The 15,434-nt window shown below is 63.7% G+C and carries 13 protein-coding genes and 1 tRNA gene; 9 read left to right on the forward strand and 5 right to left on the reverse strand.

Translation table 11 applies throughout. From position 1 onward, the window contains the following. The first annotated feature begins 132 nt into the window (after positions 1-132). Entirely contained in the window at positions 133-2,319 is a 2,187-nt protein-coding gene (locus tag AAGW05_RS15515) for a RecQ family ATP-dependent DNA helicase (protein ID WP_411805461.1), read from the forward strand. Between the two features lie 72 nt (positions 2,320-2,391). Here the strand turns inward: AAGW05_RS15515 and AAGW05_RS15520 are convergent, their stop codons facing one another. Both AAGW05_RS15520 and AAGW05_RS15525 read right to left on the reverse strand, forming a co-directional pair. After that, on the reverse strand, positions 2,392-3,150 hold the full coding sequence (locus AAGW05_RS15520; protein WP_411805462.1) for an SDR family NAD(P)-dependent oxidoreductase: 759 nt from the start codon (positions 3,148-3,150) through the stop codon (positions 2,392-2,394). Beyond that, positions 3,151-4,035, reverse strand: coding sequence for a fumarylacetoacetate hydrolase family protein (locus tag AAGW05_RS15525; RefSeq protein WP_411805463.1), 885 nt, complete (start codon positions 4,033-4,035; stop codon positions 3,151-3,153). A gap of 206 nt (positions 4,036-4,241) precedes the next feature. Here AAGW05_RS15525 and AAGW05_RS15530 point away from each other — a divergent pair, with 206 nt between their 5' ends. From AAGW05_RS15530 to AAGW05_RS15565, 8 genes are all read left to right on the forward strand, one after another. Continuing rightward, the gene (locus AAGW05_RS15530; protein WP_411805464.1) at positions 4,242-5,591 is read left to right on the forward strand and encodes an L-fuconate dehydratase; all 1,350 of its coding nucleotides are present in this window, start codon (positions 4,242-4,244) and stop codon (positions 5,589-5,591) included. A 4-nt stretch (positions 5,592-5,595) separates the two neighbouring features. Next, complete coding sequence (locus AAGW05_RS15535) at positions 5,596-6,174, forward strand: alpha-L-fucosidase (protein ID WP_411805466.1); 579 nt, start codon at positions 5,596-5,598, stop codon at positions 6,172-6,174. Next, the gene (locus AAGW05_RS15540; RefSeq protein ID WP_411805467.1) at positions 6,171-6,485 is read left to right on the forward strand and encodes an L-rhamnose mutarotase; all 315 of its coding nucleotides are present in this window, start codon (positions 6,171-6,173) and stop codon (positions 6,483-6,485) included. Before AAGW05_RS15535 ends, AAGW05_RS15540 begins: the two co-directional genes overlap by 4 nt. Beyond that, positions 6,482-7,450, forward strand: a complete 969-nt coding sequence (locus AAGW05_RS15545; RefSeq protein WP_411805468.1) for an aldo/keto reductase — start codon at positions 6,482-6,484, stop codon at positions 7,448-7,450. The genes AAGW05_RS15540 and AAGW05_RS15545 overlap by 4 nt, the downstream gene beginning before the upstream one ends. Before the next feature lie 4 nt (positions 7,451-7,454). Beyond that, positions 7,455-8,312 carry an amidohydrolase family protein gene (locus AAGW05_RS15550; RefSeq protein ID WP_411805469.1) on the forward strand — a complete coding sequence of 286 codons (858 nt, stop codon included), beginning with the start codon at positions 7,455-7,457 and terminating at the stop codon, positions 8,310-8,312. 218 nt (positions 8,313-8,530) lie between these two features. Further along, on the forward strand, positions 8,531-10,072 hold the full coding sequence (locus AAGW05_RS15555; RefSeq protein ID WP_411805470.1) for a sugar ABC transporter ATP-binding protein: 1,542 nt from the start codon (positions 8,531-8,533) through the stop codon (positions 10,070-10,072). A gap of 18 nt (positions 10,073-10,090) precedes the next feature. Next, positions 10,091-11,113: an ABC transporter permease gene (locus AAGW05_RS15560; RefSeq protein WP_411805471.1), complete on the forward strand. Its 1,023-nt coding sequence runs from the start codon at positions 10,091-10,093 to the stop codon at positions 11,111-11,113. Positions 11,114-11,178: 65 nt separating this feature from the next. After that, positions 11,179-12,162 carry an ABC transporter substrate-binding protein gene (locus AAGW05_RS15565; RefSeq protein WP_411805472.1) on the forward strand — a complete coding sequence of 328 codons (984 nt, stop codon included), beginning with the start codon at positions 11,179-11,181 and terminating at the stop codon, positions 12,160-12,162. Positions 12,163-12,259: 97 nt separating this feature from the next. Here the strand turns inward: AAGW05_RS15565 and AAGW05_RS15570 are convergent, their stop codons facing one another. The 3 genes from AAGW05_RS15570 to AAGW05_RS15580 form a co-directional block, all read right to left on the reverse strand. Then, a complete protein-coding gene (locus tag AAGW05_RS15570; RefSeq protein ID WP_411805473.1) occupies positions 12,260-12,931 on the reverse strand; it encodes a FadR/GntR family transcriptional regulator in 672 nt (223 codons plus the stop codon). 137 nt (positions 12,932-13,068) lie between these two features. Further along, a tRNA-Ser gene (locus AAGW05_RS15575) sits at positions 13,069-13,159 on the reverse strand. 132 nt (positions 13,160-13,291) lie between these two features. Continuing rightward, a complete protein-coding gene (locus AAGW05_RS15580) occupies positions 13,292-15,409 on the reverse strand; it encodes a prolyl oligopeptidase family serine peptidase (protein WP_411805474.1) in 2,118 nt (705 codons plus the stop codon). Positions 15,410-15,434: the final 25 nt, after the last annotated feature.

Genomic DNA, 15,434 nt, shown 5'->3' on the forward strand with positions numbered 1-15,434 from the left:
CCGGCGAATTCTCTTCAGTAGTCACCTACCCATGGTACCGCCGGAGTCCAAACGGTGAAGTTGTCCACAGTTTGTGGGTCGGGGGCCGTTGATGCCGCCATCTTGTCGGTGTCCGCTGGAATACTGGGAGGCATGACATCGAACCCAGCACCAGGCGCCTTCACGGCCGATCCCTCCGGCCACCCTGCCGAGCCGGGCACTTCATCCGGTACGCAGGCCCAGGCACTTGAGGTGCTGCGGGCCCTCGTGGGACGTCAGGACGCAGTGTTCCATGACGGCCAGTACGAGGCCATCGAGGCATTGGTCGACGCCGGAAGGCGGGCGCTTGTTGTCCAACGCACCGGTTGGGGAAAGTCGGCTGTCTACTTCGTTGCCTCGCTGCTGCTGAGGGCCCGTGGCGCAGGCCCGACCCTGATCGTCTCGCCGTTGCTGGCCCTGATGCGTGACCAGGTGGCTGCCGCCGAGCGTGCGGGAGTGCGGGCCATGGCCATCAACTCGGCCAATGCCACCGAATGGGGCGAGGTGTCCGCGGCGTTGGCAGCGGACGAGGTGGATGTGCTGTTGGTGTCGCCCGAGCGGCTGACAAACCCCTCGTTCCAGGAGAACCAGCTGCCCGCCCTGATTCGGCGCACAGGGCTCCTGGTGGTTGATGAGGCGCACTGCATCTCCGACTGGGGCCATGATTTCCGCCCCGATTACCGCCGCATCGCGGACCTGATCGCCAAGCTGCCCGACTCGGTGCCCGTGCTGGCCACCACCGCGACGGCCAACTCGCGCGTTGTCGCCGACATTGAAGAGCAGCTGGGCGCAGGAGTCTTCACCATCAGGGGCCCGCTGGCCCGCAAGTCCCTGCGTCTTGGTGTGCTCCGTCTTGCCGATTCCCGCGACAGGCTCGGCTGGCTGCTCACCCACCTGTCCGAACTGCCCGGCAGCGGCATCATTTACACCCTGACAGTCTCGGCGGCGGAGGACACCGCCCGGCTGCTGGCCGGAGCCGGGCATGCCGTCAAGGCCTATACGGGCCGCACCGACACCATGGAACGCGAAGCGCTCGAGGACTCCCTGAAGAACAACCAGGTGAAGGCGCTCGTGGCCACCAGTGCCCTGGGCATGGGGTTCGACAAGCCCGACCTTGGCTTCGTTGTGCATCTGGGGGCGCCGTCGTCCCCCGTGGCGTACTACCAGCAGGTGGGGCGTGCGGGCCGTGGCAGCGCCAACGCCGACGTGCTGCTCCTGCCGGGCAGCGAGGATGCCGACATTTGGCGGTACTTTGCCACGGCGTCGATGCCTGCCAAGGACAAGGCCATGGCAGTGCTGACGGCCCTGGGCGAGGCTCCCAAGCCGATGTCGACGCCTGCGCTTGAGGCGCGCGTTGACCTCAGGCGCACCCCGCTTGAGCTCCTGTTGAAGGTGCTGGCCGTTGACGGTGCCGTGCGGCGGGTCACTGGAGGCTGGGAATCCACGGGCCAGCCGTGGGTTTACGACGAGCAACGGTACAGGCGAATTGCGCAGGCCCGCGTGGACGAGGCGCAGTCAATGGTTGACTACGAGCGCATGTCCGGCTGTCGCATGGAGTATCTGGCCGATGCGCTCGACGACGACACCGCAACACCGTGCGGCCGGTGCGATAATTGCGCCGGGCGCTGGTTCAGCGCAGACGTGATCTCTAGTGCGGCCGAGGCCGCGGGGGAGTCGCTGCGACACGCCGGGCTTCCGTTGGATCCGCGGGCCATGTGGCCCACTGGCATGGACCGTCTTGGTGTCCCGGTCAAGGGAAAGCTCAAGGCCGACGAAATTGTTGCCACCGGCCGGGCCCTGGCAAGGCTCACAGACCTCGGCTGGGGCAACTCGCTGCGGGCCATGTTCGCCGCCGCAGCGCCCGACGCCCCCGTAGACCCCGCCATGGCCCAGGCCGTGGTTGCGGTACTGCGCGAATGGGGCCAGAACGGCTGGGAAGGGGCAGGCCGCCCCGTGGCAGTGGTGGCCATGCCATCACGGACAAGGCCCCAGCTGCTGCGGTCCTTCGCCCAGGCGATCTGCGAGATCGGCAGGCTGCCCTACCTGGGTGAACTGTCCCTCCAGTTCGGCGGACCCACCGGCGCGCGCGGCGGCAACAGCGCCTACCGCCTGGCCGGAGTCTGGGACAGGTTCGCCGTGGGAGCCGACCTCGAAGCCGCGCTCGCAGCCTGCCCGCGAGGACCCATCCTGCTCCTGGATGATCTGGTGGACAGCAGGTGGAGCCTCACGGTTGCAGGGCGTGCCCTGCGCCAGGGCGGCGTGGACCAGGTCCTCCCGCTGGTGCTGGCCCAGGCCGGCTAGTCCCCCATCCTGCCAGCCAGTCCCAGACCGCCTTCCAACCAGGCTCACAGCCAGTTCGTTAAGTGCGGGTTGTTACTGTCCCACGGGGCGCAGGCGCAGTTCCTGCATGCCGCCGTCGACGGCGATGGAGGTTCCGGTGGTGGAACCCGAGAGCGGGCTCGCGAGGTAGGCAACCGCGCCGGCTACTTCTTCGGCTGCGACGAGACGGCCGTGCGGCTGGCGGGCGTTCAATGCTGCACGCTCGGCTGTCGGATCCGTGGCCTGGTCCATGAGGCGTCCTATCCAGGGGGTGTCGGCTGTGCCGGGGTTGACGGCATTGACGCGGACGCCTTCGCGGAGGTGGTCTGCTGCCATTGCACGGGTCAGGGAGAGGACTGCGCCCTTGGTGGCCGTGTAGAGAGCGCGCTGGGGCAGGCCCGCGGTGGCGGCGATGGAGCAGGTGTTCACGATTGCTGCTGCCTTGGAGTTGCGCAGGTGCGGCATTGCTGCGCGGGATACGCGCACCATGCCAACAACGTTGATGTCCCAAACGCGCGCCCATTCGGCGTCGTCGTTGTCTTCGACCGTGCCGATGGCGCCGATGCCGGCGTTGTTAATGACGATGTCAATGCCGCCGAAGGCAGAGACTGTGCCCTCGATCGCGGCCCTGACTGAAGCGTCGTCGGCGACGTTGCAGGCGAAGCCGATCTGGCCCTCGGGGAGGTTGCCCGTGTTGAGGTCAAGAACTGAAACCTGAGCGCCCATGGACTGTAGCTTCGCTGCGATGGCTGCACCGATGCCCGATGCTCCGCCGGTGACGACAGCGGTGAGGGTGGAGAGTTCCTGGCTCATTTATGCCTCCTGTGAGGTGGTTCCGGCGCGGAAGAATTCCTGACGCTGGCGGCCCAGGCCGTCGATTTCAAGCTCCACGACGTCGCCGTCCTGGATGTAGGGGAAGCGGCCGGAGAGGGCAACTCCCTCGGGGGTGCCTGTCAGCACGACGTCGCCCGGCTCCAACACCATGTACTGGCTCAGGTGGTGGATGATCGTGGGGACGTCGAAGATCAAATCTGCCGTGTTGGAGTCCTGGCGGGGTTCGCCGTTGACCCAACTCTTGAGCCGGAGGCTGTTGGCGTCAACATCGCCTGCCGGCACAAACCACGGGCCAAGCGGGGTGGACTTGGGCAGTGACTTGCCCTTGGTCCACTGGCCTGCGGCACCGGGGAGCTGGTAATCGCGCTCGGACAAGTCGTTGGCAATGACGTAGCCGGCAACAGCATCGGCTGCCTCTTCAAGGCTTGAGAGGTAGCTGACCTCGCGGCCGATCACCACGCCCAGTTCCACCTCCCAGTCATACTTGGCGGCCAGCGGCGGGATCGGGGATGCATCAAAAGGCCCGGCAACCGTGTTGTTCGGCTTCAGGAACACCACGGGAATGGTGGGCGGCAGGGCGCCGGACTCGGCGGCGTGTGCGGCGTAGTTCATGCCGATGCAGACAACGTTGTTGGGCCGTGCGATGGGGGAGCCGATGCGCAATTCCGCGCCATTTTCCAGTACCGGAAGCGTCCCGTTGTCCAGGGCGGTGCGCAGGGCGGCGACGCCACCGTTGGCGAGGAAGGCGCCGTCGATGGTGTCGGTTATGGAGCGGGCGTCATAGCTTTGCTCGGTTCCGGTGGAGTCGGCGGCAACGACAACGGGAATTTCCCGTCCCTGCTCTCCAAGGCGTGCAATCTTCATTGAATTCATGTCCTCTACAGTCGTAAACGGCGCGTTATCTTGTTGTTGGAGGCCCGCGGCGGGGCCTTAACATCTGAGCTTTTAGGTCACTTTACCCACACTAACCCGTGATTTGCGCATCATCTCGAATGTTGACATGTGAAACATCGGATGTTTAGCTTGACGTAACATTCTTGCCTTTTATACCCATCCACAGGGAGCAGCCCGTGAGTACAATCATTGCCGTAGAGACCAGCGACGTCCGTTTTCCCACGTCGCGTGATCTGGATGGCTCCGACGCCATGAACCCGGATCCGGACTACTCGGCCGCCTACCTGCGCGTGGTGACAGACAGCAGTGACGGTCACGAAGGCCACGGCTTTGTGTTCACCATTGGCCGCGGCAACGACGTTGAAACAGCGGCCATCAAGGCGCTGACGCCGTACCTGCTGGGCCGCAACACCGAGGAGCTCCTCGCCGATATGGGTGCCACGTACATGGAATTCATCAATGACTCCCAGCTGCGCTGGCTTGGCCCGGAGAAGGGCGTCATGCACATGGCCATCGGCGCCGTGACGAATGCCCTGTGGGACCTGAAGGCCAAGCGGGCAGGCCTGCCGCTGTGGCAGCTGCTGGGTTCCATGAGCCCGGAGGAACTCGTTGACCTTGTCGACTTCCGCTACCTCAGCGATGCGCTGACCCGTGCGGAAGCGCTGGAAATCCTGCGCGTCGCAGAGCCTGGCCGCGAAGAGCGGGCGGCTTCCCTGCTGGCCGAAGGCTACCCGGGCTACACCACCACACCGGGCTGGTTGGGCTACTCCGATGAAAAGCTGACCCGCCTGGCCCACGAGGCTGTCGCCGACGGATTCAAGCAGATCAAGCTCAAGGTCGGCGCCGACCTGCAGGACGACGTGCGCCGGCTGCGCGCCGCACGTACCGCCGTCGGACCCGACATCAAGATTGCAGTTGACGCCAACCAGCGATGGGATGTTGGGCAGGCCATCGAGTGGATGTCCCACCTGGCCGAATTCGACATCGCCTGGATCGAGGAGCCCACCAGCCCTGATGACATCCTGGGTCACGCTGCCATTGCCCGCGGCGTTGCACCGATCCCGGTGGCCACGGGCGAGCACGTGCAAAACCGCGTGGTCTTCAAGCAGATGCTCCAGGCGGAGTCCCTGCAGGTGCTCCAGATCGACGCAGCCCGCGTTGCCGGCGTCAATGAGAACGTTGCCATCTTGTTGCTGGCCGCAAAATTCGGTGTCAGGGTCTGCCCGCACGCAGGCGGCGTGGGCTTGTGTGAGGCTGTCCAGCACCTGTCAATGTTTGACTTTGTGGCTGTCTCCGGGAAGAAGGATGACAGGATGATCGAATTCGTTGACCACCTCCACGAGCACTTTGTGACCCCGATTGACGTGCATGACGGCTGCTACTGGCCGCCCGTTGCGCCCGGCGGCGGCAGTGAGATGCATGCAGCATCCGTGGCCGAATACACCTTCCCCGACGGCGCCTTCTGGCTCGCGGACGCCGCCGAAGCCGCGGTGGCTGCCGACGAAGCGCACAAGGCGCAGGTCTAGGACAATGTCAGCACTGGCCGCACCGGCCCAGGTAACCGTCCCCCACGCCCCCTGGTTCACCGAAGACGGACTCGGCATGTTCGTGCAGGAGCACAGCAAGTACTTCGAGCACTTGGAGGCCGATCTGTACGATCCGCGCGAGTGGGCCACCGCGGCCAAAAATGCCGGCATGAAGTACGTGGCCCTGACCACCAAACACCACGACGGATGCGCACTGTGGGACTCCGCCCTGACGGAGTACAAGTCAACAAACACCCCGTGCGGGCAGGCAAGCAACGAGGGTCCCGACGCCGCCAAGTACCGCGAGTACCTGCACGGCCAGGTGCGCGAGCTGTTGACCAACTACGGCCAGATCGATCCGCGCGCCCACCAGTCCCTGGCGGGAAAGGTGCTCTATGCGCCATTGCTCAATGACGCATCCGAAGTCCATATGATGGTCCTTGATCCTGGCCAGGCCGGCGGACGCATGACTCCGGCGGGTCAGGCTCCCGGAACCCTGACAATGAAACTGCCCGTGCAGCGCCCCGGTGTGGGCGTGCCCGTCATCGAACTGTTCCTGACCATCGAAAGTGACCTCCCATGACCCAGAAGATTGCCCTGCACACGCGCCTGAAGCCAGGGCGGGAGGCGGAATACGACTCCGTCCACGCCCGCATCGGCGACGATCTCGACGCGGCCCTGCGCGCGGCCGGCGTCACCGGGTGGACCATCTGGCGCAGCGGCCGGGACCTCTTCCACGTCGTCGAGGTCGCCGACTACCAGGGCATGCGCAAGGAATTGGCGCTCAACCCGGTCAACATCGAATGGCAGGCCGTCATGGCCGAACTGCTCGAGGTCCAAGACGACTACTCGGGCGATGACATGGGCCTGGCGAAGGTGTGGGAACTGCCATGAGCCTTCCCGAACTGGGTCGCCTCGGCTTCGGCGCCGCAGGCATCGGCAACCTTTACCGCGCCATGTCCGACGACGTTGCTGCCGCGACCATCGCCGCCGGCTGGGATGCGGGCATCAGGTACTTCGACACGGCGCCGCACTATGGATTGGGCCTGTCGGAGCGGCGCCTTGGCGCGTTCCTGACCACCAAGCCGCGCGATGAGTTCGTGATCTCCACCAAGGTGGGGCGGATCCTTGAGCCTGCGGTAAACCCCGACGGCGCCCGCGACACCCAGGGCTTCGACGTGCCTGCCGACACCGTACGGCGCTGGGACCCTTCCGAAGCCGGCATCCGGCGCAGCATTGAGGAATCCCTGGAGCGCACCGGCCTCGAGTCGATCGACATTGCCTATCTGCACGACCCCGACGTCTACGATCTCGAGGCAGGCATCAAGGAGGCACTGCCGGCGCTTGAGAAGCTGCGGGCCGAGGGCATGATCAGGGCCATCGGCGTCGGCGCAAACTCGGCCGCCGCCCTGCGCGAATGCGTCCTTGGTGCCGACCTTGACCTGATCATGTTGGCCGGGCGCTACACGCTCCTGGAGCAGCCGGCAGCAGCCGATCTGCTCCCGCTGTGCCTTGAGCGCAACGTCAAGGTTGCCAACGTCGGCGTCTACAACTCAGGGATCCTGGCCCGCGCTGTTGTCCCTGACGATGCTTTCTACAACTACCAGCCCGCACCCGCCGGGATCCTTGCACGGGCCAAGGCACTGGCCGCGTGTTGCGAGGAGTTCGGCGTGGAGCTTCCCGCCGCGGCCTTGCAGTTCGCCGTCAACCACCCGGCCGTGAGCACGGTGGTGGTGGGTGCCTCCAGGCCGGAGCAAATCATCCAGACCGCCGAACGCATGGCTGCCGGGATTCCCGCCGAACTGTGGACCGCGATGGCAGCACGCGGCCTGCTGGATGCATCCCTTGTCAACGGCTGAGTCCATGCCTGAGTCGACGGCGCCCCCTGCCCGCATCGATGCGCACCTGCACCTGTGGGAGCCGTCGCCCGGCCAGTATTCCTGGCTGACGCCGAACCACGGGATCCTGTACGACACCTTCACGCCCGGGCAGGCACATGAAGCACTCTCGGGTGCCGGAATTGGCCAGGCGATCCTGGTGCAGGCAGATGACACGGCCGCGGACACCGAGTCGATGCTCGCCGCTGCCGCCGCCAACGACTGGATCGTCGGGGTGGTTGGCTGGCTTCCCCTCGAGGATCCGTCCGCGACGGCCGCCCTGTTGGACACCTGGGGCGCCAACCCCGCGTTGTGCGGCGTGCGCACCCTGATCCACGACGATCCGCGCGCCAACGTCCTTGAACTCGACTCCGTGCGCCGGTCGCTGGCCCTGGTGTCAAAGGCAGGATTGGCCTTTGATGTTCCCGACGCCTTTCCACGCCACCTGGGCCAGGTGGCTGACCTTGCCCGCGCCCTACCCGACCTCACAGTGGTTGTTGACCATCTGGGCAAGCCCCCACGCGCAGGAACTGCGGAGCAGATGGAGCTGTGGCGGCGTCAGCTGAGCAAAGTTGCGGCGCTGCCCAACACAGTGGCGAAATTTTCCGGGCTGCACACAGGCGGTGCGGCGTTTTCGGCACAGGCACTTGAGCCGGTCTGGGACATCGCCTTGAACGCCTTTGGCCCGGAGCGGCTGATGTTCGGCGGCGACTGGCCGGTTAGCCTGCTCGGCGGCAGCTACCGGGAAACCGTTGACGTGGCTGCGGCCCTTTTTGGGGCGCTGGCCCCTTCGGAATCACTGTCCCTGTGGTCCGGGACGGCGCGGGCGAGCTACCTGCGGTAACAATTATGTAAACATCGGATGTATTGACGCCAAATGTGTGTATTTGTGGCGTGGATAACATAGCATGATGAAAGTCGAATTGCCCCGCAAGCCGGAATACCTAAAGGGAATACCTAAGGGATGGTGGCGCAATTCGTGTCCATGCGGTTTCGATCATCGACGAGGGGCTTCAAAAGAGGTCTGATGTCAGTTCTTTTTTTGAGGGTTGAGAGGGCAGTATGAGCAAGAAACTTCTTCGGATATCCGGGGTGAACAAAAGCTTTCCCGGAGTCAAGGCGCTCTCCGAAATGCAGCTGGATCTTGGCCACAATGAAGTCCTGGCGCTGGTTGGCGAGAACGGTGCAGGCAAGTCGACTCTCATGAAGCTGCTCTCCGGCATCTATGTGCCGGATTCGGGCACCTTTGAGATCGACGGCGAAGAGGTCGCCATCAGCGGCACCAAGCACGCCCAGGAGCTCGGCATCAGCATCATCCACCAGGAATTCAACCTGATGCAGGACCTGACTGTCGCCCAAAACATTTACATTGGCCGGGAGCCCCGCATCGGCGGCATCTTCCTGAGCGAACGGGCACTGAACCGCAAGGCCCGCCTCCTGTTCGACCGGATCAACATCGACCTTGACCCGAAGGCTCGCGTCGGGGACCTGACGGTTGCCAAGCAGCAGATGGTCGAAATCGCCAAGGCGCTGTCCTACAAGTCGCGCATCCTGATCATGGATGAGCCCACGGCAGCATTGAATGACGCCGAAGTGGCCACCCTCCATGATCTGATCCGCAACTTCACGAACGAGCAGACCGGCGTCATCTACATCTCGCACCGCATGGATGAGCTTAAGGCCATCTCCAACCGCATCACGGTGATCCGCGACGGCGAATACATCCACACACTCGACACGGCGGAAACCACCATGCGCGAGGTCATCAACTTGATGGTTGGCCGCGAGATTTCCGGCAACCAGCGCCCGGCGACCCATACGCCGTCGGACGAGGTGGTCCTGAAGGTCAGCGGACTGGAGACAAAGGACTTCCTGCGCGACATCAACTTTGAGCTGCACAAGGGCGAGATCCTCGGCTTCGCCGGGCTCATGGGCGCCGGCCGCACCGAGATTGCCCGCGCCATCGTCGGCGCCGACCGCGTATCGGCTGGCACGATTGAGCTCAACGGCACGCCCGTGACCATCGGCAACCCGGCAGTGGCCGCCGGCATGGGCATCGGCTACCTCTCCGAGGACCGCAAGCACCTTGGCCTGCTGCTCGAGCGCGACGTCAAGGACAACATTGCCCTGAGTTCGCTGAAGATGTTCAGCCGCATGGGCATGCTCGACGACAAGGCCATGAAGGCAACGGCCACGACGTACATCGACAAGCTGCGCATCAAGACCCCGTCAAGCGCGCAGATCGCCAAGAACCTCTCCGGTGGAAACCAGCAGAAGATCGTCATTGCCAAATGGCTGGTCAAGGACTGCGACATCCTGATCTTTGACGAGCCGACCCGGGGGATCGACGTCGGCGCCAAGGAGGAAATCTATGCGCTGCTGAACGAGCTGCTGGTGCAGGGCAAGTCCATCATCATGATTTCCTCGGAACTGCCCGAGGTGCTGCGCCTCTCGCACCGCATTGCCGTGATGAGCGAAGGCCGACTCACAGGCTTCCTCTCCAACGCCGAAGCCACCCAGGAGAACATCATGGAACTGGCTACGCAAAACATAGAATCGTCCGTCCTGACACCTCTCCCCAGCGCTCCGCGCACCACGAAGTAAGAAAGTACGGCAAAGACGATGACCCTGACAAAGGACGCTGGGCAAGCCGCCAAGGTTGCCAGCAACAAAAAATCAGAATTCAACACCCGGCTCCGGGCAAGCTTCCAGCAGCTGCTGGCCTTCGCCAGCCTGTTGGCATTGGTGCTGTTCTTCTCCGTGGCAAGCTCCAACTTCTACCAGGCCGCGAACCTCTCCAACATCCTGCTCTCCACCGTGGTGACGGGCCTGCTGGCCCTTGGCACCACCTTCGTCATCATCACCGGCGGCATCGACCTGTCCATCGGCACCGGCATGACCCTGTGCTCGGTCATGACGGCCGTGTTCATGACCCAGATGGGCATGCCCATGATCGTTGGCGTGCTCTGCGGTGTGCTGTTCGGTGCGCTGATGGGCGGCATCAACGGCTTCCTTGTGGCAGTCATGAAAATCCCGCCGTTCATTGCAACCCTGGCCATGATGATGGTCGCCGCCGGCCTGGCCCTTGTCATATCGGGCACCAAGCCCATCTACACCAATGAGATTGCCGGCTTCCAGAAGATCTTCGCCCTCGGCAAGTCAATCCCCGGCCTTGTCATCCCCAACGCCGTGTTCATCTTGTTTGCGGCAGCCATCATCGCCGGACTCCTGCTCTCCAAGAGCATCCTTGGCCGCTACACCTACTCCATCGGCAGCAACGAACAGGCAACAGCCCTCTCCGGTGTGAACGTCAAGAAGTGGACAGTTTTGATCTACACCGTCGCAGGCTGCTTCACAGGCCTCGCCGGCGTCGTCGCCGCGGCCCGCCTCAACTCGGCCCAGCCCGCAGGAGGCGCCGGCTTGGAGCTTCAGGCGATTGCCGCCGTCGTTATTGGTGGAACATCGCTTGCCGGTGGCAAGGGCTCCATCATCGGCACAGTCATTGGCGCGCTGATCATGTCGGTGCTCACCAACGGACTCTCGATCATGTCGATCCCGCAGGAATGGCAGCAGGTCGCAGTCGGCGTGGTCATCCTGCTGGCCGTGTACCTGGACATGGTGCGCCGCAAAAAGGCCACCAACTAAATATTCCTCAAGAGCAATTCCTGAAGTACCGATCTGTCAACGCGTTCATATGAAGGAGTAAGACCATGCAAAGAAGAAAATTTCTCGCCCTGGCCTCAGTAGCCGCCCTCTCCCTGGGTGTTGCGGCCTGTGACACCGAAGCAGCAAAACCGGCCGCCGGCGGCGCTGCCGATGGCAAGAAGCCTTACATTGCCATCGTTTCCAAGGGCTTCCAGCACCAGTTCTGGCAGTCAGTGAAGCAGGGTGCCGAGAACGCTGCGAAGGAATTCGACGTGGAAATCTCCTTCGAGGGCCCGGACAAGGAAACTAACGTTCAGCAGCAGATGGACCAGCTGAACAACGCCATGGCGAAGAACCCGCAGGCGCTGGCCCTGGCCGCCCTTGACTCCAAGGCCGCCGAGGGCGTCCTGAAAGATGCCAAGAGCAAGAACATCCCCGTGGTTGCCTTTGACTCCGGCGTCGAATCCGACATCCCCGTGGCAACCGCCTCCACCGACAACAAGGCCGCCGCCGCCGAAGCTGCAAAGCACATGGCTCAGCTGCTGGGCAACAAGGGCGAGGTCGGCATCATCGGCCACTCCCAGACGGCCACCTCCGGCACCGACCGCCGCGACGGCTTCGTTGACTACATGAAGGCCAACGCTCCGGACATCAAGATCGTTGACATCCAGTACGCGGATGGCGACCAGGCCAAGTCCACCGACGCAGCCAAGGCCATGATGACAGCGAATCCGAACCTGGCCGGCATGTACGGCACCAACGAAGGCGCGGCCATCGGTATTGTCAACGCTGTCAAGGAGATGAACAAGACAGGCAAGCTGACAATCGTCGGCTTCGACTCCGGCAAGGCACAGATGGACGCCATCAAGGACGGCCTCATGGCAGGCGCCGTGACCCAGAACCCGGTGGGCATTGGCTACGAGACTGTCAAGGCCGCCGTTGCCGCCATCAAGGGCGAAAAGGTTCAGAAGGTCATCGACACCGGCTTCTACTGGTACGACAAGACCAACATTGCCGATCCCAAGATCGCCGCGAACCTCTACGAGTAGAATCTCGCGCAACTGGCCCGCAGTTTACTGCGGGCCAGTTTGTTTAACGGGTGGCTGGATTAGGCGGGGCACTTTGCGGGTCTGCCCCTGTACAGGGTTACAGTGCCTGGCGGAGCCAGTGTTCGACGCCGCTGATGTGCACCGTCAGCAGGGACTTGGCCAGTTCTGCGTCGCCACGCTCCAGCGCCTCTATGATGGCTAAGTGCTCGGAGAGTGTGCGGTCCACGGCTTTCTCCTGCGTCAGTCCGCGCCAAATGCGGGCCCTGACAGTGCTGCTTGAGAGAGCATCCAAAACGCTCGCCATGTAGGGGTTGTTGGCTGCGGCGGTGATCAGCCCGTGGAAGATTAAGTCATGCTCAACGAGCTGCTCAACGCTCGTCTCGTCGTCGATGTTTTCCATTGTGGCGCGCAATGCCGCTATTTGCCCGGGCGTGATGCGCCCGGCGGCAATGGCTGCTGCGGCGGGTTCGAGAATGCGGCGGACCTCAAAAATGTCCAGGATGGATTCGTCCTGGTGCAGGTCGACAATGAACGTCATGGCCTCGGTCAGCAGCTTAGGTTCAAGGCTTGTCACGTAGGTGCCGTCGCCGCGGCGGACATCGAGAATCCTGATGATTTCCAGCGCTTTGACAGCCTCGCGCAGCGAACTGCGGGAGAGCCCCAGCTTTTCACTGAGTTCCTTCTCTGGCGGCAGGCGGTCACCTGCGGACAGTTCACCGGAGATGATCATGTCCTTGATTTTGGTAATTGCTTCATCAGTTACAGCCATAGCCCCAGTCTAATGGTCCGATGTTTGAGTGGGCGGGGGAAAACGCCGACCGTGACGATCATGTTGCGCACAAGCCGTCCGTCCACGGGCCGGGGCAACAAAAATGCGCCCCTCGAGGAATCAAGGGGCGCATCATTTGGCGGAGACGGGGGGATTTGAACCCCCGGTGGAGTTGTGCCCCACACTTCATTAGCAGTGAAGCCCATTCGGCCGCTCTGGCACGTCTCCAGCACTGGCTAAGGTAGAAGCCCCTAACCAGCATCCCAAACTTTACCCAGTAGTTGCCCTGCAAAGCAAAACGAGGGGAGGTGTTGGGTGAAAATCACGCGACATTGGCTATTTTTGCCCGAGCAGGGAGCACTAGCTGCCGCCAAGTCCCTTCTCAAAGCCCCCGGTCAGCGCCCGCCACAGGAATTCATGCGAGGCGGTGTGCAGCCGTGCTGCCTGCTCATTGTTCCCAGCGCCTGCGTGCCCACCTTCCAGCGCCTCATGGAACCAGACGGGAATGCCCATGGATTCCATGCGTGCAGCCATCTTGCGCGCTTGCACCGGGCCTACCCTGTCATCGGAGGTCGCCGTCCAAATGAACGTGGCCGGATATCTGGTGCCGGGACGCAGCAGGTGGTACGGCGAGAAGGTTTTGATGAATTCCCATTGCTCGGGCACGTCGGGGTCGCCATATTCGGCAATCCAGGACGCCCCGGCCGACAATTTCGTGTAGCGGCGCATGTCAAGCAGCGGAACCCCGCACGATACGGCGCCGAACAGCTCCGGATAGTGGGTGAGCATGTTGCCCACCAGCAGGCCGCCGTTGCTGCCGCCCGCACAGCCCAGCGCGGCAGGTGCAGCCACCCCGCGCGCGCTCAGGTCGCGGGCGACGGCGGCGAAGTCCTCGTACGCGCGGTGGCGGTTTTCCTGCAGGGCCGCCGTATGCCAGGCGGGCCCGTATTCGCCGCCGCCACGGATGTTGGCCACCACGAACACGCCCCCGCGTTCAAGCCAGCTGCGCCCCACGGCCCCGCTGTATGCCGGCGTGCGCGACACCTCAAACCCGCCGTACCCGCTCAACAAGGTGGGGTTCGCGCCGTCGAGCACCAGGTTCTTGGGCCCCACCTGGAAGTAGGGCACGCGCGTGCCGTCGGCGGAGGTGGCGAAGTGCTGCTCCACGCTGTAGTTGTCGGCATTGAAGAACGACGGCGCCTCCCGCACCAGCGCTGCTGGTGCGCGCTCGCGAGGGTCAAGCGTGCCGCGGTAAACGGTGGTGGGGGTGAGGAACCCCGAGGTGAGGAGCCAATAGTCGTTGCCGGACTCGGGGTCCTCGTCGTCCACGGCGTAGGCGTCAACCGAGTGCAGCGGCGGGCAGGCGTCGAGTTCGGCGGCCGCCCATTCGGCCGATGGGTCAAGCACAAGAATCTTCGATGAGACATCCGACAACAAGTTCAGCAGCAGGAAGTCCTGGGTCCAGCTCCACGACTGCAGCGATTGCGTGGGTGTGGGTGCGAAGATGGTCCGCAGTTCCCTGCCCCCGGCCATGAAGGCGTCGAGTTCAACGGCGAGCAGTGTGCCAGCCGCATACAGTACCCCGCCCACGGTCCAGTCGGTGCGCGGCCGCAGGAGCAGCCACTCATGGTGGAGGGACACGCTCATGTCGTCTGGGACGTCGATATGCACCCATTCATCGCCAACCCGCAGATAGCTGCGGGTGTTGAAAAAGTCCAGGACGTCGTAAGCAACGTCGCGCTCAAAACCCGGGGTGCTGCTGTGGGAAACACCGCCGCTGAGGTGGTCAAGCGGCACCGAGAACAGGGGCTCCTTCGATGCGAGTGCTGCCAATGGCTCGCCCCTGTGCAGGACCCGCGTGGCGGCAGGGTAGGAGGAGGCCGTCATGGAGCCCTCGCCCGTGTCTGTCCCGACGTACAGCGTGTCAGCATCCAGCCAGCCAAGGCGGGTCTTCGCCGTCGGAAGGTCAAAGCCGCCTTGCACAAAACCGAGGGTGGCAAGGTCGAACTCCCTGTAGGCAACGGCGTCGCCGCCGTCGGGGGACAGCGCCACCATGGCCTGCCTGTATTCCCCGCCAGGTGCAGGGCGCAGCAGCGATGCCCCGGCCCACATCCACTCGGCATCCTCGGCGACGCACAGGGCATCGACGTCGAGCAGGACCTCCCACGCGGTGTCGCCACCGGTATAGCTTTCCCACGAGGTGCGGCGCCACAGCCCGCGTGGATTCGCCTCGTCCCGCCAGAAGTTGTAGTACCAATTCCCACGCTTGGTGACCATGGGAATCCTGTCCTTGGAGTCCAGCACCTCAAGGACCTTGGCTTCGAGCGCCGTGTAGGCGGGGTTCACCAGGGCCGCGTCGGTCCTCTCATTGCGCTCACGGACCCAGGCCATGGCATCGTCGCCATGGATGTCTTCGAGCCAGAGAAATTCGTCACGGGGCTGTTCTGAAATGCTTGGGGGCAGGGCTGCGTCGGTCATAGCCCCATCCTAGGCACGGGGCGCA

This window comes from Arthrobacter sp. LAPM80 (assembly GCF_046736435.1).
In the GTDB taxonomy this organism is placed as follows: domain Bacteria; phylum Actinomycetota; class Actinomycetes; order Actinomycetales; family Micrococcaceae; genus Specibacter.